At 68.4% G+C, this 17,980-nt stretch carries 21 protein-coding genes and 2 tRNA genes; 12 read left to right on the top strand and 11 right to left on the bottom strand.

Annotation, left to right across the window (positions count from 1 at the left end; genetic code table 11):
* Position 1: 1 nt before the first annotated feature.
* From AL072_RS07985 to AL072_RS35280, 4 genes are all read right to left on the bottom strand, one after another.
* On the bottom strand, positions 2-307 hold the full coding sequence (locus tag AL072_RS07985) for an urease subunit beta (RefSeq protein ID WP_045580782.1): 306 nt from the start codon (positions 305-307) through the stop codon (positions 2-4).
* Positions 308-319: 12 nt separating this feature from the next.
* A complete protein-coding gene (locus tag AL072_RS07980; protein WP_045580783.1) occupies positions 320-622 on the bottom strand; it encodes an urease subunit gamma in 303 nt (100 codons plus the stop codon).
* Positions 623-768: 146 nt separating this feature from the next.
* On the bottom strand, positions 769-1,650 hold the full coding sequence (locus tag AL072_RS07975; RefSeq protein ID WP_052710024.1) for an urease accessory protein UreD: 882 nt from the start codon (positions 1,648-1,650) through the stop codon (positions 769-771).
* Positions 1,651-1,765: 115 nt separating this feature from the next.
* Positions 1,766-2,422, bottom strand: a complete 657-nt coding sequence (locus AL072_RS35280) for a LuxR C-terminal-related transcriptional regulator (RefSeq protein ID WP_245636625.1) — start codon at positions 2,420-2,422, stop codon at positions 1,766-1,768.
* Between the two features lie 452 nt (positions 2,423-2,874).
* Here AL072_RS35280 and AL072_RS07965 point away from each other — a divergent pair, with 452 nt between their 5' ends.
* Positions 2,875-3,540 (top strand): LuxR C-terminal-related transcriptional regulator, encoded by a 666-nt coding sequence (locus AL072_RS07965; RefSeq protein WP_045580786.1) that lies wholly within the window; start codon positions 2,875-2,877, stop codon positions 3,538-3,540.
* A gap of 159 nt (positions 3,541-3,699) precedes the next feature.
* On the opposite strand, the gene AL072_RS07960 is transcribed toward AL072_RS07965, so the two are convergent.
* The gene (locus AL072_RS07960; RefSeq protein WP_045580787.1) at positions 3,700-4,272 is read right to left on the bottom strand and encodes a type 1 glutamine amidotransferase domain-containing protein; all 573 of its coding nucleotides are present in this window, start codon (positions 4,270-4,272) and stop codon (positions 3,700-3,702) included.
* 131 nt (positions 4,273-4,403) lie between these two features.
* Between AL072_RS07960 and AL072_RS07955 the strand changes: the two genes are divergently transcribed.
* A complete protein-coding gene (locus AL072_RS07955) occupies positions 4,404-4,760 on the top strand; it encodes a hypothetical protein (protein ID WP_045580788.1) in 357 nt (118 codons plus the stop codon).
* Between the two features lie 29 nt (positions 4,761-4,789).
* Here AL072_RS07955 and AL072_RS07950 read toward each other — a convergent pair whose 3' ends face one another.
* From AL072_RS07950 to dcd, 3 genes are all read right to left on the bottom strand, one after another.
* Positions 4,790-5,254 (bottom strand): DUF2948 family protein, encoded by a 465-nt coding sequence (locus AL072_RS07950; protein ID WP_052709904.1) that lies wholly within the window; start codon positions 5,252-5,254, stop codon positions 4,790-4,792.
* Positions 5,255-5,333: 79 nt separating this feature from the next.
* Complete coding sequence (gene murA, locus AL072_RS07945; protein WP_045580789.1) at positions 5,334-6,626, bottom strand: UDP-N-acetylglucosamine 1-carboxyvinyltransferase; 1,293 nt, start codon at positions 6,624-6,626, stop codon at positions 5,334-5,336.
* 68 nt (positions 6,627-6,694) lie between these two features.
* Positions 6,695-7,249: a dCTP deaminase gene (dcd, locus tag AL072_RS07940; protein WP_012974761.1), complete on the bottom strand. Its 555-nt coding sequence runs from the start codon at positions 7,247-7,249 to the stop codon at positions 6,695-6,697.
* 164 nt (positions 7,250-7,413) lie between these two features.
* Between dcd and AL072_RS07935 the strand changes: the two genes are divergently transcribed.
* Complete coding sequence (locus AL072_RS07935) at positions 7,414-7,845, top strand: GNAT family N-acetyltransferase (protein ID WP_052709905.1); 432 nt, start codon at positions 7,414-7,416, stop codon at positions 7,843-7,845.
* Between the two features lie 50 nt (positions 7,846-7,895).
* Here the strand turns inward: AL072_RS07935 and AL072_RS35960 are convergent, their stop codons facing one another.
* Positions 7,896-8,027 carry a hypothetical protein gene (locus AL072_RS35960; RefSeq protein ID WP_281178618.1) on the bottom strand — a complete coding sequence of 44 codons (132 nt, stop codon included), beginning with the start codon at positions 8,025-8,027 and terminating at the stop codon, positions 7,896-7,898.
* Between the two features lie 44 nt (positions 8,028-8,071).
* Entirely contained in the window at positions 8,072-8,410 is a 339-nt protein-coding gene (locus tag AL072_RS07930; protein ID WP_045580790.1) for a hypothetical protein, read from the bottom strand.
* A gap of 183 nt (positions 8,411-8,593) precedes the next feature.
* Between AL072_RS07930 and AL072_RS07925 the strand changes: the two genes are divergently transcribed.
* Genes AL072_RS07925 through AL072_RS07915 form a run of 3 tightly spaced genes read left to right on the top strand, consistent with a single transcriptional unit; the run spans position 8,594 to position 11,456 of the window.
* Positions 8,594-9,577: an SDR family NAD(P)-dependent oxidoreductase gene (locus AL072_RS07925; RefSeq protein ID WP_045580791.1), complete on the top strand. Its 984-nt coding sequence runs from the start codon at positions 8,594-8,596 to the stop codon at positions 9,575-9,577.
* A 34-nt stretch (positions 9,578-9,611) separates the two neighbouring features.
* Positions 9,612-10,616: an MraY family glycosyltransferase gene (locus tag AL072_RS07920; RefSeq protein ID WP_045580792.1), complete on the top strand. Its 1,005-nt coding sequence runs from the start codon at positions 9,612-9,614 to the stop codon at positions 10,614-10,616.
* A gap of 6 nt (positions 10,617-10,622) precedes the next feature.
* Positions 10,623-11,456 carry a glycosyltransferase family 2 protein gene (locus AL072_RS07915; RefSeq protein WP_045580793.1) on the top strand — a complete coding sequence of 278 codons (834 nt, stop codon included), beginning with the start codon at positions 10,623-10,625 and terminating at the stop codon, positions 11,454-11,456.
* On the opposite strand, the gene AL072_RS07910 is transcribed toward AL072_RS07915, so the two are convergent.
* Entirely contained in the window at positions 11,418-12,467 is a 1,050-nt protein-coding gene (locus tag AL072_RS07910) for a glycosyltransferase family 2 protein (RefSeq protein WP_045580794.1), read from the bottom strand. The genes AL072_RS07915 and AL072_RS07910 overlap by 39 nt on opposite strands.
* 172 nt (positions 12,468-12,639) lie before the next feature.
* On the opposite strand from AL072_RS07910, the gene AL072_RS07905 reads away from it, so the two are divergent.
* The 6 genes from AL072_RS07905 (at position 12,640) to AL072_RS07880 (ending at position 17,946) form a co-directional block, all read left to right on the top strand.
* Positions 12,640-13,623, top strand: a complete 984-nt coding sequence (locus AL072_RS07905; RefSeq protein WP_045580795.1) for a UDP-glucose 4-epimerase family protein — start codon at positions 12,640-12,642, stop codon at positions 13,621-13,623.
* A 23-nt stretch (positions 13,624-13,646) separates the two neighbouring features.
* Positions 13,647-15,581 carry a polysaccharide biosynthesis protein gene (locus AL072_RS07900; RefSeq protein WP_045580796.1) on the top strand — a complete coding sequence of 645 codons (1,935 nt, stop codon included), beginning with the start codon at positions 13,647-13,649 and terminating at the stop codon, positions 15,579-15,581.
* Between the two features lie 161 nt (positions 15,582-15,742).
* Positions 15,743-15,817 (top strand) — tRNA-Thr (locus AL072_RS07895).
* Between the two features lie 36 nt (positions 15,818-15,853).
* A tRNA-Thr gene (locus AL072_RS07890) sits at positions 15,854-15,928 on the top strand.
* 122 nt (positions 15,929-16,050) lie between these two features.
* A complete protein-coding gene (gene aroC / locus AL072_RS07885; protein ID WP_045580797.1) occupies positions 16,051-17,127 on the top strand; it encodes a chorismate synthase in 1,077 nt (358 codons plus the stop codon).
* Between the two features lie 246 nt (positions 17,128-17,373).
* Positions 17,374-17,946 carry a hypothetical protein gene (locus AL072_RS07880; RefSeq protein ID WP_045580798.1) on the top strand — a complete coding sequence of 191 codons (573 nt, stop codon included), beginning with the start codon at positions 17,374-17,376 and terminating at the stop codon, positions 17,944-17,946.
* Positions 17,947-17,980 lie beyond the last annotated feature (34 nt).

Below are 17,980 nucleotides of genomic sequence, written 5' to 3'. Positions count from 1 at the left end.
GTCAGAGGGCGCCGTTGACCTTGCGGTTGAAACCGATCACCACGCGGTCGCCGCCATAGGCGACGAGCGTCACGCGGCGCGTCTGGCCGGGCTCGAAGCGCACCGCCGTCCCGGCGGGGATGTCGAGCCGGAAGCCGCGCGCCTGTTCGCGGTCGAAGGTGAGCGCGCCGTTGGTCTCGTAGAAATGGAAGTGCGAGCCGACCTGGATCGGCCGGTCGCCGGCATTGGCGACATCGAGTTCCACCGTGGCGCGGCCGTCGTTCAGCACGATTTCGCCGGCCGCCGGGAAGATTTCACCGGGTTTCATCGGACTGTTCCCTCAACGGATCGGCTGGTGGACGGTGACGAGCTTGGTGCCGTCGGGGAAGGTCGCCTCGACCTGGATGTCGTGGATCATCTCGGGGATGCCCTCCATCACCTGCTCTCGGGTCAGGACGGTGGCGCCGTCGCGCATCAGCTCGGCCACCGTGCGGCCGTCGCGCGCACCCTCGACCACGTAATCGGTGATGAGGGCGACCGCCTCCGGATGGTTGAGCTTGACGCCGCGCTCCAGCCGCCGCCGTGCCACCATCGCCGCCATCGCGACGAGCAGCTTGTCCTTCTCGCGCCCTGTCAGGTTCATCGGGGGATTGCCCTTTCGCCGCCCTGTTCGTCGCCGGCATCTTGCCTGCCGGCCGGCGGCGATTATGCCACGATGACGCGGTGCGCCAAGTGCGTCGTATGACGTAGCCGATTGAAACAATTGGGCGTCGGGCTTGGGCGCGGCGCTCACACCTCCCACAGCCGCGGCAGCCGGGTCGGCAGGCCGGCTGTCTCGGCGCGCAGGCCCGACCACAGCGCGGCATAGGCGCGGCGCACGGCGCGGGCGTCGCCGCCCAGGATGCGGACGACCAGCAGGCCGTCCAGCGCGGTGGCGCCGATGCGCGCGCCCTCCAGGGAGAGCGGCTCGGCCAGTGCGCGGATGGCGTCGAGATGGCGGGCGGCGTCGATCGCCGCGTGCAGCAGCGTGGCGCAGGCAGCGGCCCCGCCGAAGCCGGCGGGGTGGGCGAGAGCCTCGCCGATGTCATCGTCCAGATGCAGCGCGTCGGCCCAGATCAGCCGGCCGTCGCGGGCGACCTCCCAGGCGTCGCGGATCAGGCCGCGGGTCACCGTCTCGCCGAAGGCGGCGCGGCCGAAGACCAGCATCTCGCCGGCGATCGCGCGCCCGTCGCCCGACAGGTCGAGCCGGGTCAGCCGGCGCAGGCGCGAGCCCTCGAAGACGATGGCCTCCTGCGGCAGCCATTCCAGCCACGCGCCGTCCTCCACCGTCACCACGGTGTCGATGCGGCAGTCCGCGCCGGTGGACCGGTAGACCTTCTCCGCCGCCTGGGTGGTGACAAGCGCCCTGGCCCCCGGCCCGGCCGACAGCGCGACGTCCATCCGGTCGCCGCCGACCATCCCACCCGAGGTGGTGGCGAGCACCGCGATGGGCAGGTCGCCGCGGCGCGGCGTCGGCATCAGCACCCGCAGCGGGTCGTGATGATAGAGCGTCGCCAAGCGCGTCTCGCCATGGCGACGGTCGAACCGGACGGTCGCGGCGCCATGCACGGCGACCTTCTTTTCCTCGCGTCCCGGTTCCCGTACCGCGTCCTCGAGCCTGCCGGCCGTCACCGCCTGATCCAATGCGCCCCGCTCCCCCTCGGATGATGCGGGGGCCAGTCTGCCGGAAGCGGGGCCGGTTGTGCAATGCGGGGTTCGGAGTGCCGATCCTGCGACCCCGCCCGGGTCAGCCCTCCCCCTCCCCGGAGAAACAGCCGTTGCGCGCGGCGACCACCGCCACCTGGGTGCGGTTGCGCACGCCCAGCTTCTGCATGATGGCGCGGACATGGACCTTCACCGTGCCTTCCAGCACGCCGAGGCCGCGGGCGATCTCCTTGTTGGAATGGCCGGCCAGCAGCAGCTCGAAGACGTCGCGCTGGCGGTCGGTCAGGCGATCCAGGATGTCGTCGTTGCCGCGCGGCCCGTCGGCCAGCGTGCCGTTCAGCACCGCCCGCGGCAGCGGCAGGAAGATCTCGCCGCTGAGCGCCAGCGAGATGGCGTGCTCCAGCACCTCCGGCGGGCTGGTCTTCAGCACATAGCCACGGGCGCCCATGCGGACGCTGTCGACGATGTCCGCCACCTCGTCGGAGTTGGTCAGGATCAGGATCGGCACCTCGCCCAACGTCTCCCTCAGGCGGCCCAGCCCGGCCAGCACGCCGCCCGTCTCGGCGTCGCCGGGACGCGGCGGGCCGGGATCGTACAGGACCAGGGCCAGTCCGGAAGTATGGCGGCCGACATCCAGCGCGTCTTCCAGCGACCCGGCCTCCAGCACACGCGCATCCGGACAGAGTTCGCCGATGGACAGGGCGAAGCCGTGGCGGACCATCGGCTGTTCGTCGACCACCAGAAAAATCCTCGTAGGATTGCCCGCGCTACGCGAACCGCCGCGCGCTTGAAGCTCGAACTCCATCGTGTCCCCTTATTGTCAGCGGACCACTTTTCAGAAGGGCCAAGAACACCAAAAAGCCCCGATGCGAAAGCGGTTCATTCGCGCCGCTCTATGGCGCGCCTACCCCTAAATATCGAATGAACGAATCTCCGTTCAATTTCCTGAAAAATCTAATCTATTGGCTGTGACTTTCTTGTTCTCACCTTGCGCCGTTGGTTAATGAACCGTATAAATCATCCCGGCATGAAGCGTAAAGCCCGCTGTTCCGAACAATATTGTTCTAATTTTTATGTTCGGAGTCCGGTGGACCGGCCCAGACGGGCCGGTCCTTTGCCTGGAGTCTTCGGGAACGGACCAAGGGGGGATCGCCGCCGCCCGGCAAAGGGTGGCCCAGCGGAGGATGATCGATGAAGACATGGAATGTGATGCTGGTTGACCATGACCGCCTGTTCTCGGCGGCCCTGGCGACGTTGATCGGCGGCGGCCCTTTCCGGGTCAGCGCCCACGCGGCCAGTGCCGACGACGCGCTGGACCTCATTGCGGAGGGCGACCGGCCCGACCTGATCGTGCTCGCCCTGCAGGACGGCATGCCGGAGGAGATCGCCGGCATCCGGCGACTGCGCGAGGGCACCTCGGCGCGGATCGTCGTGCTGGCCGACACCATCGCCGACCGCAGCCTGTCGCAGTCGCTGAAGGCAGGCGCCGACGCCTATCTGAACAAGAGCATGTCCAGCGAGAGCCTGCTGCGCTCCCTGCGGCTGGTCATGCTGGGCGAGGTGGTCTACCCCACCAATGTCGCCGGCCTCCTGATGGCGGCTGTCAACGAGCGCCCGCTCAGCCCGACGCCGATCACGATGCCGCCGAGCGGCGATTTGTCGAAACGAGAGGTGCAGATCCTGCGCTGCCTGCTTGCCGGCCAGTCGAACAAGGCCATCGCGCGCAACCTGCACATCACGGAATCGACCGTGAAGATGCATTTCAAGAACGTGATGCGGAAGATCAACGCACAGAACCGCACGCAGGCCGCCGTGTGGGCGATCCAGAATGGCCTGTCGCCGCTGGTCACGGCGTAGGGACTAATCGCGACGGGGAATCCCCCTCCCTTCCCATGCTTGCGCATGGGCCCCTTCCCTCCCCCGCTTCGCGGGAGAGGGAGAGAGTTGCGAAAGCCACACCGGTCCCCTCCACCGCTGACAAGCGGGGGAGGGTTAGGGAGGGGGCAAGAACGGTCCCTACTCCGCCGCGTGGCGGTGGCCGGCGTGGCGGCCTTCGGCGAACTCCTCGATCATCTTGCGGCAGAAGGCCGGAATGTCGTCGGGCTTGCGGGACGTGACCAGCCCGTGGTCGGTGACCACCTGTTCGTCCACCCAATCGGCGCCCGCATTGCGCAGGTCGGTCTGGAGCGACGGCCATGAGGTCATGCGCTTGCCGCGCACGCCACCCGCGTCGATAAGCGTCCAGGGACCGTGGCAGATCGCGGCGATGGGCCGGCCCGACTGGACGAAGCTCTTCACGAACTCGATCGCCTTCGGCTCGAGCCGCAACGCATCGGGATTGATCACACCGCCGGGCAGCAGCAGCGCGTCGTAACCGGCCGCATCGGCCCGATCGAGCACCACATCGACATCGACCTTGTCGCCACGGTCATGGTGATTCCAGCCCTGGATCCGGCCGTCCTTGGGGGCGACCACATGCACGGTGGCGCCGGCATCGCGGAGCGCCTTCACCGGCTCGGTCAACTCGACCTGCTCGAAACCGTCGGTGGCGAGCACGGCCACGGTCTTGCCGTTCAATGTCTGGGTCATGAGGGTTCTCCTTCGCTGTTCGCCTGACCGCAGCAACCGGATTACCCCTGGATGGTTCCCTGGGAACCGTTCCGCAATTCCCATGTTGATTGTGACATACGAGCCACACATCAGCGATGGGAGCCCAAATCATGCGGTTCCAGACCATGTTGGCCAGCCTTGCGCTGGCGGCGACCCTGCCCTTCGTTCATGCCGAGTCGGCCCTGGCGGCCGATCCGCGTGCCGCTGACGACCTCGTCGGCATCGAAGTGACGGGACTGCTCGGCGAAGAGCTCGGGCAGATCGTTTCCGTTTCCCCCGCCACCAACGGCAAGGGCGACGCCGTACTGGTCGAGGCCAGCGGCATGCTGGACGTCGGCCACCGCTTCTTCACCGTCCACCGCTCGCAATTGTCGCCGGGCGAGGATGTGGACACCGTCACCTACAAGAAGACGGCACAGGACGTGATCCGCCGCCTGCACACCGATACGCAGGTCGCGGAGCGCTGATCCGGCCTGTTAGGAGGACTGTCAGGACTTCAGATGGCCTCGTCGGGGTGGCAGGGCTTGCAGCTGGTGGGCCAGGGTTCGCCCAGATCCTCGACCACCATGCGCCAGGACGGCCCGTCGAGCCGGATGCAGCCGCCGCCGGCGAAATGCAGGGCGATTCCGCCCTCTACCGTCTCCAGCGACAACAACTCCAGGATCTGCCGGCGATCCTTCAGGTCGAAGCCGCGCAGTTTGGCGCCCGTCACCCCCTCGACCCGCAAGCCGCAATGGACCCGTTCGTAGGGGGCGAGATCATCATCGTCGGCGGCGGGGCCGGGACGCGGCCGGTCGGCCGCCTCCCAGCGGAAACGGTTGACGACCATGACGAACCGTTTCTCGTCGGGCAGGAAACACATGTCGCCGACCGGCAGGATGGCGTCCTGCAGACAGGCGGAAACGACCTTCAGATCCTCTTCGTCCTCCGCCCGCAGGCGGATCGGGCTCATGGCCGTCATGGTTCGAGGCACCTCCCGCGAAAGGTCAACCACAGGGACGGCGAAAGGACGGGCCGTCCCCCTTGTTCGTCACCGCTCCTTATTCGTCTCCGCCATGGATGCGCTCGATCTCCGCACCGCAGGCGGCCAGCTTCTCCTCAACCCGCTCATAGCCTCGGTCGAGGTGGTACACGCGGTTGACCGTCGTCTCCCCCTCCGCCGCCAGCCCGGCGAGCACAAGCGACACCGAGGCGCGCAGGTCGGTCGCCATGACGGGCGCCCCGGTCAGCCGCTCCACGCCGCGCACCAGCGCCGACGAGCCGTGGACGGTGATCCGCGCACCCATGCGCGTCAGCTCCGGCGCATGCATGAAGCGGTTCTCGAAGATCGTCTCGGTGATCATCGCCGCACCCGTCGCCGTGCACATCAGGGCCATCATCTGGGCCTGAAGGTCGGTGGGGAAACCCGGGAACGGCTCGGTCATCACATCGACGCCATGCAGTTCGCCGTTGGCGCGCGACACGCGGATCCCGTTCTCGATCTCCTCGAAGGCGACGCCGGCCGGGGCCAGCGCCTTGACCGCCGCCTTGATCAGATCGAGCTTGGTGTTCAGGATGTCAAGACGGCCGCCGGTGATCGCCGCGGCCATGGCATAGGTGCCGGTCTCGATGCGGTCGGCCACCACCATGTGGCGGGCGGCATGCAGCCGGTCGACGCCCTCGATCACCAGCCGGTCGGTGCCGATGCCGGTGATCTTAGCCCCCATTTTGACCAGGCATTCGGCAAGGTCGGTGACCTCCGGCTCGCGCGCGGCATTGACCAGGATGGTGGTGCCCTTGGCCAGGGTGGCCGCCATCAGCAGATTCTCGGTAGCGCCGACCGACACCTTGGGGAAGACGTATTCCGCACCGCGCAGGCCGCCGGCCGGGGCCTTGGCGACGATGTAGCCGGCATCGATCCGGATGTCGGCGCCCATCGCCTCCAGGCCCTTGATGTGCAGGTCGACCGGACGCGCGCCGATGGCGCAGCCGCCGGGCAGCGACACCTTGGCCTCGCCGCAGCGGGCCAGCAGCGGCCCCAGCACCAGGACGCTGGCGCGCATCTTGCGCACCAGATCGTAGGGGGCGGTGGTGTTGGTGATGTCGCGCGCGGTGAAGTCCACGGCACGGCCGGCGCAGTCTCCGCCGGCACCCGCCATGTGGATCGCCACGCCATGCTGCAGCAGCAGGTTGCACAGCGTGTTGATGTCCGCCAGGATCGGCAGGTTGGTCAGCGTCAGCGTCTCGTCGGTGAGCAGCGACGCCGTCATCAGCGGCAGTGCGGCGTTCTTGGCCCCACCGACCGTGATGGAGCCGTTCAGCGGGCGGCCGCCGCGGATGCGGATCTTGTCCATGGACCTGTTTCTTTCGCGGATACGCTGTGTCAAGGACGCCGGTTGAAGGGCGCCGGTACGATGACGGATCAGAGACGGGGCAGCGTGACGCCCTTCTGTCCCATGTATTTGCCGGCCTTGTCGGCGTAGGACACATCGCACACGCTGTCGCCCTTCAGGAACAGGAACTGGCACAGCCCCTCGTTCGCATAGACCTTGGCGGGCAGCGGGGTGGTGTTGGAGATCTCCAGCGTGACATGCCCCTCCCACTCCGGCTCCAGCGGGGTGACGTTCACGATCAGGCCGCAGCGCGCATAGGTGCTCTTGCCAAGGCAGATCACCAGCACGTCGCGCGGGATGCGGAAATACTCCACCGTGCGGGCCAGCGCGAAGCTGTTGGGCGGGATGATGCAGACGTCGGTCTTGCGGTCGACGAAGCTCGAGTCGTCGAAGCGCTTGGGATCGACGATGGCATTGTCGACATTGGTGAAGATCTTGAACTCGTCGGCGACCCGGGCGTCGTAGCCGTAGGACGACACGCCGTAGGAGATCACGCCTTCGCGCTTCTGGGTCTCGACGAAGGGTTCGATCATGCCCTTGGTCTCGGCCATCTCGCGGATCCAGCTGTCCGGCATGATGCCCATCGCGGGGGTACTCCTTGGCGTATCGATTGGAGGGTGGGTCGTGAAGGCTGGTTTGTAGCCGAGCGCGCGGCAAGGCTCAAGGAAACGAAGGCCGCTCGGCACGCATGGTCGGCTCTTTATCACGGCGCTGGTCTTCGCCGCCGCGGGCACTAAGCTCGGCCGCCATGAACCGAAGCCTCACCCTGTCCGTGACGGACACCCCCGCCCCGGCCGATCTGGCCGGCGTCTATGACGGCCTGCGCGCCTACAACGAGGCGTCGCTCGGCCGCGCCTACGACCGCCGCGACCTGGTGGCGGCGGCCCGCGCGCCGGACGGCACGCTGAAGGGCGGGCTGGTCGGCTACACCAACTGGGACTGGCTGTATGTCGACCTGCTGTGGGTCGACGAATCCACGCGCGGCAGCGGTCTCGGCGGACGGCTGCTGGACGCGGCGGAAGCGGAGGCGCGGGCACGCGGCTGCCGCTGGTCCCGGCTCTACACCTACGACTTCCAGGCCCCCGGCTTCTATCCGAAGCAAGGCTACGAGGTGTGGGCGGAGATGGAGGGATACCCGCCGGGGCACCGGCAGATCTGGTTCAGGAAGGCGCTGGGCTGAGCGTTCCGCTCCACGCCACAGGACGCCAAGGGAGACGCCATGGAGGAGGGCTAGCCCTCCTCCTTCTCCCGTTGCCGGGCCTGTTCCTTGCGCTTGCGCAGATTCTCGCGCAGGCGGGCGGCGAGACGGTCGTCACGCCCACCCGCCGGCTTTGGCTTTGGCGGAGCCGGCGGGGGCTTCATACTTTCCGCGGTATCGTCCATCGGCGCGGCTCCGCCCCGCGGGCTCAGTGGTCGGAATGATGCAGGATCTGGTCGCGCAGACCGGTCTCATAGGCGACGCCGGTGGCGGTCAGGATCGCGGCACCGGGGGTGCGCTTGACGATGCCCTTGCGCTCCAGGATGGTCCAGACCGCATCGTTCTGCAGGCCGGTGGCATCCTTGGTGGCGACGACGGCATGGCCGACGTGGAAGTGGTTGCCATGGGCATGCGGCAGGGCGGTGATCTGGAAGCCGCCCTCCTCGTCCTCCGCCGGCTTGTTCTCCAGCCGGGCAAGCTCCTGCAGCAGGGTCAGGGTGCGCAGTTGCAGCGGGTTCAGGTTCAGCGGATTCTTCTTCGGGGGCATCGGAATGGTCCCATCGGTCCTGGTGGTGGCTTGTCGCCTGTGTCGCGGTCGCGCAGTAGACCGGCAGGGCCGAGCGGCTGTCAAGCATGCGAACCGCCGGGCGGCAAGCATGGGAAGGAGGCTGGCGCCCCGGTCGCCGCTGGGGCATAAGACCGGCGGACCATCGGCAGAGAGGCCCCGACCATGACCATCCTAGTCACCGGCGCCGCCGGCTTCATCGGATCGCACGTCGCCGCGGCGTTGCTGGACCGGGGAGAGGACGTGCTCGGCCTCGACAACCTGAACGACTATTATTCGGTGGCGCTGAAGGAGGCACGGCTGGCCCGGCTGCTGGACCGGCCCGGCTTCCGCTTCGTCAAGGCCGACATCTCCGACCGGGCGGCCGTCGAGGGGCTGTGGCCGCAGTTCGCCGACGTGACGGGCGTGGTCCATCTGGCGGCGCAGCCGGGCGTGCGCTATTCCATCGAGAACCCCTACGCCTATGTCGACGCCAACGTCACCGGACAGGTGACGCTGCTGGAGGCGGCGCGGCGGATGCCGGAGCTCCGGCATTTCGTCTATGCCTCGACCTCGTCGGTCTATGGCGCCAACCGCAAGATGCCCTTCTCGGTGGAGGACCGGGTCGACAGCCCGGTGTCGGTCTATGCCGCCACCAAGAAGGCGGCGGAGATGCTGGCCTTCACCTACAGCCACCTCTACCGGCTGCCGATGACCGGCCTGCGCTTCTTCACGGTCTACGGCCCGTGGAGCCGTCCGGACATGGCGACCTGGTTGTTCGCCGACGCCATCACCGCCGGCCGGCCGATCCGCGTCTTCAACGGCGGCCGGATGAAGCGCGACTTCACCTATATCGACGACATCGTCGCCGGCGTGCTGGCCGCGCTCGACCGTCCCGCGCCCGTCGATGCGGAGACCGGCGCCCCGCACCGGCTGTTCAACCTCGGCAACAACCGTTGCGAGGAGCTGATGCATTTCATCGCCGTGCTGGAACGGGCGCTGGGCCGGGAGGCGGTCAAGGCGATGGAGCCGATGCAGGCCGGCGACGTGCAGGAAACCGCCGCCGACATCGAGCTGAGCCGCGAAATCCTCGGCTTCGAGCCGAAAACCCCGATCGAGGTCGGCCTGCCCCGCTTCGTCGAGTGGTACAAGGGCTACCACAAGCTCTGACCCGTCCCATCCCCGTCCTCGCAGCTGGGCCGCCATGACCTCCACCGCCTATTCGACCGTGCTGACCGTTGTCTTCCTGCTGTGTCTGGCCACCGGCTGGTATCTGTCGACGCGGGTGCTGCGATACCTGCTGGCCCGCCAAATCATGGACATCCCGAACGAACGGTCGAGCCATCAGGCGCCGACCCCGCGCGGCGGCGGCTGGGCGGTGATGCTGACGGTCGTTCCGGTCTTCGCCGCCGCCGGGATCGCCTTCGGCAAGCCGCTGGAGACCGGGGCCGTGCTGCTGGGCACGCTGGCGCTGATGGGCGTGTCGTGGATGGACGACCGGCGCGCGCTGTCGCCGCTGCTGCGGCTGGTGGTGCAGGCGCTGGCGGTGGCCTTCGGGCTGCTGGCTCTGCCGGCCGATCAGATGGTGTGGCAAGGCTGGCTGCCCTGGGGGCTCGACCGGGCGGCGACCGCCTTCCTGTGGCTGTGGTTCGTCAACCTCTACAATTTCATGGACGGGATCGACGGGCTGGCCGGCAGCGAAACCGTCCTGGTCGGCGGCGGCGTGGCGCTGGTGTCGCTGGCCACGGCGGATTTCGGGCTGACCGGCACGGCGGGCGCGGCGCTGGCCGGAGCGGCGGCCGGCTTCCTCACCCACAATTGGCGGCCGGCCCGCATGTTCATGGGCGATGTCGGCAGCATCCCGCTCGGCCATATCCTGGCCTTCCTGCTGGCGTCGCTGGCGGCGCGGGGCGACTGGGCCGCGGCGCTGATCCTGCCCGCCTATTACCTGACCGACGCCACCATCACCCTGCTGCGCCGGCTGCTGCGCGGCGAGAAGATCTGGCAGGCCCATCGCGAGCATTTCTATCAGAAGGCCGCCAAGGGCGTCGGCCGGCACGACCGCGTGGTGCTGACCATCATCGCCTACAGCCTGGTTCTGGTCGCCGCCGCGCTGGCCGCCGGCGCGTTCGGCGCCTGGACGCTGGCGCCCGGCGCCGTCACGGTGGCGCTGCTGCTGGTGACGCTGACCCGCATGTCGAAGGCCTGACCCATCATGACCGCACTTCTCGACCTGTCGGTCGTCCTCTATCACCCCGATCCGGACCTGCTGGCCCGCTCGCTCGACACCATCGGAGCCGCCGCCGACCGGCTGGCGGAAGAAACCGGCGTGCAGACGCGGCTGTGGGTGATCGACAACGGCGCGCCCCTGGGCGGCAGCGCCCCAAACCCATTCCGGGCGCTGCTGGACCGTTATGCCGAGGGGGGACGGCCGCCCGCGACGCTGATCGCCGGCCAGGGCAATGTCGGCTATGGCGCGGGGCACAATCTGGCGATCCGGCGGGGCGACGCGCCCTATCACCTGATCCTCAACTACGACATCCTGCTGGAGCCGGACGCGCTGCTGGCCGGCTGGCGCTACATGGAGGCGCATCCGCGCACCGTGCTGCTGACACCCAAGGTGTTCGGCCCGTCGGGGGAGCAGGAGTTCCTGTGCAAGCGCCGGCCGACCGTGCTGGATCTGGCCTTGCGCGCCTTCGCGCCGGCAGCGGTGAAGCGGATGTTCGCAGCGCGGCTGGACCGCTACGAGATGCGCGACGTCACCGGCGACGCCGTCGTCACCGGGCTGGAGCAGGTCAGCGGCGCCTTCATGCTGTTCCGGCGCGACGCGCTGGCCCTGCTGGGCGGCTTCGACGACGGCTATTTCCTGTATTTCGAGGATTTCGACCTGTCGCGCCGGGCGATGGCGATGGGCGAGATCGCCTATGTGCCCGACGTGCGCATGGTGCATTTCGGCGGCAAGGCAGCACGCAAGGGCGGCGCGCACATCCGGATGTTCGCGCGCTCGGCCCTACGCTTTTTCAATACCCACGGCTGGCGGCTGATCTGACGGGTGCGCCTTGCGCAGCCCCGGCCTGCCACGCGTCTTCAGCAACAGCGGGTTCCAGGCGATCATGCGGGCGACCTGCCACAAGCTGGCCTTGCGGTCGCGCTGGATGGCGCGGCGCTTGGCGATCATGCGCGGCAGGCCGCAAAGCGCGTCGCGGATGCCGCGGCCGATGGCACCGGTGCGCCCGCTGCCCAGGCTGCGGAAGACCAGATAGACCACCAGCAGCGAATGGCCGAAGAACGCCAGCGGCAGCAACGGCAGCGGCATGTTCTTCACCATGGTCCACACCAGATTGCGGACGCCGTGATACTGGGCGAAGGTTCCGTACTGCTTGGACACCCCGCTGCTGACATGCTCGACCACCGCGTCGCCGACCTGGACCGCCGGAGCGCCGCGCAGCCGGATGCGGAAGCCGAGGTCGACATCCTCGCAATAGCAGAAGAAATCCTCGTCGAAGCCGCCGACGGCTTCGTAGTGGTCGCGCCGGTACATGGCGGCGGCGGCGCAGGGCGAGAAGACCGCACCGCTGTAGTAGGGCGGCTTCAGCATGCGGCGATAATTGACCCGCCAGGCGAAGCCGAAGATGGAATACTGGTCGCCCTCCCCGTCCACCATGCGGGGATCGTGCGAGAACAGCTGGGTCGAACCGAACATCGCCACGTCCGGCTGCGCATGCGCGGCAGTCTGCAGCCGCTCCATCCAGTCGCGGCGCGGAAAGGCGTCGGGGTTCAACGTCACGATCCAGGGAACGGTAGCGCCGGCGGCGCCGACGTTGTTCGCCTTGGCGAACCCGACATTGCTGTCCATCCGGATCATGCGGAAACGCGGGTCGGCGGGCAAGGCGATGCCGTCGACGTCCTTCGACGCATTGTCGACGATCACGACCTCGAAAGCGGGATCGGTCTGGTCGAGCAGGCAGCCAATGACGCGGTTGACGAAGTCGGCGCAATTAAAGCTGACGATGATGATGCGGCTGTGCCGATCATTCGCACCGTCCACGAAGTGTGACATGTCTTGGTAGCGTCCTTATTCACGCGTCCCTGCCCAGCTTATAACCATTCCTTCACCCGACCGAAAGCCGGAAAAGGGTAGTGGGACTTTGTGCCATGGCGCCCCCAGGCCAAACCGGATAATAAAGCGCCGTTCAGTCGTCACTACGATTTCAGTCGGGACACTCCTGCACATGCGCGTTCTCCTGACCGGCGCAACCGGCTTCGTCGGCCGCAACACCGCCCCCCTGCTGGCCGCCCGCGGGCATCGGGTGCGCGCGGCGCTGCGCGCGCCCTCGGAGAGTCCATGGGAACCGGCGGTGGTCGGAGAGATCGGCCCCGATACCGACTGGAGGGCCGCCCTGACCGGGGTCGACAGTGTCGTCCATATGGCGGCACGTGTCCATGTGATGCGCGACAGCGCAGCCGACCCGCTGGCGGAGTTCCGCCGCGTCAACACCGCCGGCACGATCCGGCTGGCGGAACAGGCCGCTGCGGCCGGGGTGAAGCGCTTCGTCTTCCTCAGCAGCATCAAGGCGGTGGTCGACGAAAGCCGCCCCGCCCCGCTGGACGAGGCGACGCCCCCCGCCCCTCACAGCCCCTATGGAGTCTCGAAACTGGAGGCCGAGCGGGCGCTGGCGGAGATTTCGGCCCGTACCGGCATGGAGCTGGTGGTGATCCGCCCGCCGCTGGTCTACGGCCCCGGTGCCGCCGGCAACATGCGCTCCCTGGTGAAACTGGTGGCGACCGGCCTGCCGCTGCCGTTGGGGGCCATCCACAACCGGCGCAGCCTGATCTATGTCGGCAACCTCGCCGATGCGGTGGCGACGGTGCTGGAGCATCCGGCGGCAGCCGGACAGACCTTCCTGGTTCAGGACGGGGAACCGGTATCGACCGCCGGCCTGGTGCAGGCCATCGCGACGGCGCTGGGCCGGCCGGCGCGGCTGGTCCCGGTACCGCGCCCGCTGATGGCGCTGGCGGCGGGCCTGACCGGAACGCGGGCGCTGTTCGACAGGCTGGCCGGAACGCTGACGGTGGACGATGGCCCCATCCGCAAGAGGCTGGGCTGGCGCCCGCCCCATGACCTTGCGTCCGGGTTGCGCGCCACCGCGGAATGGTTCAATGCTTCCCGCGACCGACCCCGCCGCCGCTCGCGCGGGCGGGCGAACGGCGACTAGATTTGGCGACAAGGTTGAGCGGCATGCGTATCCCGTCCGCGCGGGCGTCCCTGGTGTTCCTGCACGATCTGGCGATGACCGGGGTGGCCCTGGTCGTCGCCCTGTACCTGCGGGTGGGCGGGTCCGCCTTTGGCCTCTATTCCGAAGCGCTGGCGACAGCATTGCCGGTGCTGGTCGGCGTGTCGGCGGCGGTGTTCGTCCTGTTCGGGCTGTACCGCGGCATCTGGCGCTACGCCTCCATCCCCGACCTGATGCAGGTGGTGCGCGCCGTCACCGTGGCGGTGCTGTGCTTCGTGCTGGCGATGTTCCTGCTGACCCGCGCCGAACTGCTGCCGCGCTCGCTGCCGCCGATCCTGTGGCTGGTGCAGATGCTGCTGCTGGGCGGCCCGCGCTTCGCCTACCGCTTCCTGAAGGACCGCCGCTTCAGCTGGGCCGAGGCGGTGGAGGGCGTTCCGCGCATCCCCGTCCTGCTCCTCGGTGTCGGCGACGCGGCCGAGCTGTTCATCCGCTCGCTCGACCAGCCGGGGCAGTCGGCCTACCGCGTCGTCGGCATCCTCGACGACAAGGGCCGGCGCGTCGGCCACGCCGTGCGCGGCGTGCCGGTACTGGGCGGTCCCGACGACCTGGAACAGGTGGTCCGGACGCTGGAGCGCAAGGGCGAGCGGCCGCAGCGGCTGATCGTGACCAAGGGCAACGCCGAGTTGAAGGGGTCGATCCTGCGCAGCCTGCTCGACCGGGCGGAGGCGCTGGGGCTGGTGCTGTCGCGCCTGCCCAGCCTGACCGAGTTCAAGTCGGCGCTGGGCGAGGGCAAGGGCATCGAGGTGCGCCCGATCGCGCTGGAGGATCTGCTGGGCCGGCCGCAGGCGGTGCTGGACCGCGGCGCGATATCCGGGCTGGTCGGTGGGCGGCGGGTGATCGTCACCGGCGCCGGCGGCACAATCGGCAGCGAGCTGGTCCGCCAGATCGCGGCGCTGGGGCCGGAACGGCTGATCCTGCTCGATGCCGGGGAATTCAACCTCTACAGCATCGAGATGGAGCTGCGGGAGAAGTTCCCGGCCCAGGACACCCGCGCGGTGATCGCCGACGTGCGCGACCGCGAGCGCATCATGCGCCTGTTCCAGGACGAGCGCCCCGCCCTGGTTTTCCATGCCGCGGCGCTCAAGCATGTGCCGCTGGTGGAGGCCAACCCGTGCGAAGGCGCGCTGACCAACGTCGTCGGCACCCGCAACGTCGCCGACGCGGCGCGCGCCGCCGGCTGCCTCGCCATGGTGCTGATCTCCACCGACAAGGCGATCCGCCCGACCAGCGTGATGGGAGCGGCCAAGCGCTTCGCCGAGACCTATTGCCAGGCGCTGGACGTGCTGCCGCCGCGCGACGGAACGGAGCATGCCACCCGCTACATGACGGTGCGCTTCGGCAACGTCCTCGGCTCGTCGGGCTCGGTGGTGCCGCTGTTCACCCGGCAGCTGGCCCAGGGCGGCCCGCTGACCGTCACCCATCCCGACATGCGCCGCTATTTCATGACGGTGCGCGAGGCGGTGGAACTGGTGCTGCAGGCTTCGGCCCATGGCGTCACCCGCGCCGAAGACCGCGGCAAGATCCTGGTGCTGGACATGGGGGAGCCGGTGAAGATCGCCGACCTCGCCCGCCAGATGATCCGGCTGGCCGGCTACCGCCCCGGCGTGGACATCGCCATCGCCTATACCGGGCTGCGGCCCGGCGAGAAGCTGTTCGAGGAGATCCTGACCGCCGCCGAGGCGCCGAGCCGCACCGAGGCCGATGGCGTCTTCCTCGCCTCGCCCCGGCTGATCGACTATGCGCTGATCAACCGCGCGGTGGGCGAGCTCGAGGCGGTGGCGCGGGCCGGCGACGGGGAGCGGGTGCTGTCGATCATCGGCACGATCGTGCCGGATTTCCGTGCCGAGGCGGTGCTGCCGCCCGCGGCGACGCAGGCGTAGGTCCGGGCATAAATCCGGAGGCGGAGAAAAGTGCGGCGTGGGGTGATTTTAAGCGCTTGCATCCCCCAAGGGCCTGTGGCATAACCCGCGCCACTTCGGGGGGCGGCCTAGCCTGGACGCCTCACCCGGACGCATCGCCCCGGCGATGATCGGTTATCGGGGCTGCCGTAGCTCAGTGGTAGAGCACTCCCTTGGTAAGGGAGAGGTCGAGAGTTCAATCCTCTCTGGCAGCACCATTCCTCCGATCCCGTCAGCGGGCGCCTGCATCTGGCGCTGCCGTAGCTCAGTGGTAGAGCACTCCCTTGGTAAGGGAGAGGTCGAGAGTTCAATCCTCTCTGGCAGCACCATTCCCTCTTTTGAAATTCCACCTTAAAATCAGCGCATCGCCTCCTTGACCTTGCCGCCGAAAGGCCGCAAGAAACGCGGCACCCGCCATCAGGTCGCGGGTTCGTCTCGGGAGGATGTCACCATGGCCGGCAACAGCTTCGGCACGCTTTTCCGTTTCACCACCTGGGGCGAAAGCCACGGTCCGGCCATCGGCGTCGTCGTCGACGGCTGCCCCTCGCTGCTGGACCTGACGGAAGCGGACATCCAGCCCTGGATGGAAAAGCGCCGCCCCGGCCAATCGCGCTACACCACCCAGCGCCAGGAACCCGATCAGGTGAAGATCCTGTCCGGCGTGTTCGAGGGCAGGACGACCGGCACCCCGATCTCGCTGCTGATCGAGAACACCGACCAGCGCTCCAAGGACTACAGCGACATCGCGGCCAAGTTCCGGCCCGGCCATGCCGACTACACCTATTGGCAGAAATACGGCATCCGCGACTATCGCGGCGGCGGCCGCTCCTCGGCGCGGGAAACCGCCTGCCGGGTCGCCGCCGGCGCGGTGGCGCGCAAGGTGCTGGGCAGTGCCATCCAGGTGCGCGGCGCCCTGGTGCAGATCGGCCCGCACAGGATCGACCGCAGCCGCTGGGACTGGGCGGAGATCGACAACAACCCCTTCTTCTGCCCCGATCCGGTCGCGGCCACACAGTGGGCCGACTATCTCGACGGCATCCGCAAGAGCGGCTCGTCGGTCGGCGCGGTGGTGGAGCTGGTGGCGTCCGGCGTGCCGGTCGGGCTGGGCGACCCGCTCTACGACAAGCTCGACAGCGACCTTGCCTGCGCGATGATGACCATCAACGCGGTGAAGGGCGTCGAGATCGGCAACGGCTTCGCCGCCGCGGAACTGACCGGCGAGGAGAACGCCGACCAGATGCGCATGGGACCCGACGGCCTGCCGCAGTTCCTGTCCAACCAGTCCGGCGGCATCCTGGGCGGCATCTCCACCGGGCAGGACATCGTCGTCCGCTTCGCCGTGAAGCCGACCAGTTCCATCCTGACACCGCGCCAGACGGTGGACACCGCCGGCAACGACACCGACATCCTGACCAAGGGCCGCCACGACCCCTGCGTCGGCATCCGCGCCGTCCCGGTCGGCGAAGCGATGATGGCCTGCGTGCTGGCCGACCATCTGCTGCGCCGGCGGGTGGAGCGGCGCGAGTAAAGGGCGGAGGCTCCTTGGGAGGTTGGACCCCCACCTATCCTCCCCCGCTCTCAGCGGATCTTTGGTCCGCCTGCCGCGTCAGCACAAAGCGTTGCTTTGTGCGAAAGCTGGGCGGAGAGGGACTTGCCGGCACTCTCCCGCACGCAGTTTCCCGCACAAGCACTTGTCCCCTCCCCCGCCCAGCGGGGGAGGGTTAGGGTGGGGGCGACACCCTCCCGTCTCAGAACAGCTCCACAGGACCGCCCCATGCCCGCCTGCCTCCACGGACTGCGCCTGATCCTCGCCCTGGCGATGCTGATCGCCGCCGCTCCCGCGGCCGTGGCGGACAACCGGCCCTTCCAGGAGTTCGACGAAACCTTCAAGTCCTGGAAGCTCTACTGCCAGCTCTGGCCATCCACCCGGCAGGTGGAATGCGAACTGACCGCCCGCGGCGCCAACGACCGCACCGCCCGGCTGGTCTGGCTGCGGTCGACCGAGAAATGGCGGGAGGGGCTGCGCTTCCGCGTCTCCGCCGACTCGCTGGATTTGGACAAGCTGGTGCGGGTCTGGTCCGACCGCGCCGTGTTCAAGCCCGATTCCCCCTGCAAGCCCTACCGCTTCGAAACCAACACCTGTGCGGTGACCGATCCCGACATCAACCGCCGCATGGTCGAGAAGATCGCTCCGGCGCCGGAGGTCTCCATCGTCGGCCAGTCGCCGGCCGGCGAGAAGACGGAGGTGCGCTTCCCGCTCGCCGGCTTCCGTGAGGCGCTGGAGCGCAGCGAGGCGGTGCGCGCGATGGCAGGCCGACCCTGGGCGACGAGCCCCGGCGCGGATTGATCCCTATATAGCCTTTCCCACGACAAGAACCGAC

Source organism: Azospirillum thiophilum, from assembly GCF_001305595.1.
Lineage (GTDB): Bacteria > Pseudomonadota > Alphaproteobacteria > Azospirillales > Azospirillaceae > Azospirillum > Azospirillum thiophilum.
The sequence above is the reverse complement of the archived record's forward strand: the minus strand, read 5'-3'. Positions and strand labels throughout refer to the sequence as shown.